This window comes from Streptomyces sp. CAI-85, from assembly GCF_013363615.1.
GTDB classification, from domain to species: Bacteria; Actinomycetota; Actinomycetes; order Streptomycetales; family Streptomycetaceae; genus Streptomyces; species Streptomyces antibioticus_B.
In genome coordinates, this window is sequence record NZ_JAANNX010000233.1 from 1 (window position 1) to 755 (window position 755).

The window sequence follows — 755 nt, forward strand, 5'->3', positions numbered from 1 at the left end:
AGAAGCCATCTCATTTGGGTGACTCGGTATTCTGTGAGTCATGATGGGGATCGTTGAGCGGTTGGTGCCGGACGAGTTGTGGGAGTTGTTCCAGCGGGTGGTGCCGGAGGCGCCGTCGCGGCCGCAGGGTGGTGGTCGGCGTCGGCACGGCGACCGGGAAGTGCTGGCGGCGATCGTCTTCGTGGCGACGTCGGGTTGTACCTGGCAGCAGCTGCCTTCGGCGTCGTTCGGCCCGTCCGGCGCGACAGCCCACCGGCGGTTCTCGGAGTGGTCGAAGGCCAGAGTGTGGGCCAAGCTCCACCACCTGGTCCTCGACGAACTCGGGTCCCGCGGCGAGCTGGACTGGTCGCGGTGCGCGATCGACTCGGTGAACATGCGGGCCCTGAAAAGGGGGACCTGACAGGTCCGAATCCTGTCGACCGGGGCAAGTACGGCTCGAAGATCCACCTGATCACGGAACGGTCAGGTCTGCCCATATCCGTTGGCATCTCCGGGGCCAACCTGCACGACAGCCAGGCCCTGATCCCGCTCGTGAAGGGCATCCCACCGATCCGCTCGCGCCGCGGCCGGCGACGGCGCAAGCCCGCCAAACTCCACGCCGACAAGGGCTACGACTACGCCCATCTGCGGCGATGGTTACGCGAGCGAGGTATCACCCACCGCATCGCCCGCAAGGGAGTCGAGTCCTCCCAACGGCTGGGCCGCCACCGCTGGACCGTGGAACGCACCATGGCCTGGCTCGCCGGCTGCCGCCG

Annotated in this window: 1 pseudogene; it reads left to right on the forward strand. The window is 67.7% G+C overall.

Annotated features, from left to right (window positions below):
• Positions 1 to 40 precede the first annotated feature (40 nt).
• Positions 41 to 755, forward strand: a pseudogene (locus tag G6W55_RS37990) (IS5 family transposase); the annotation flags it as partial.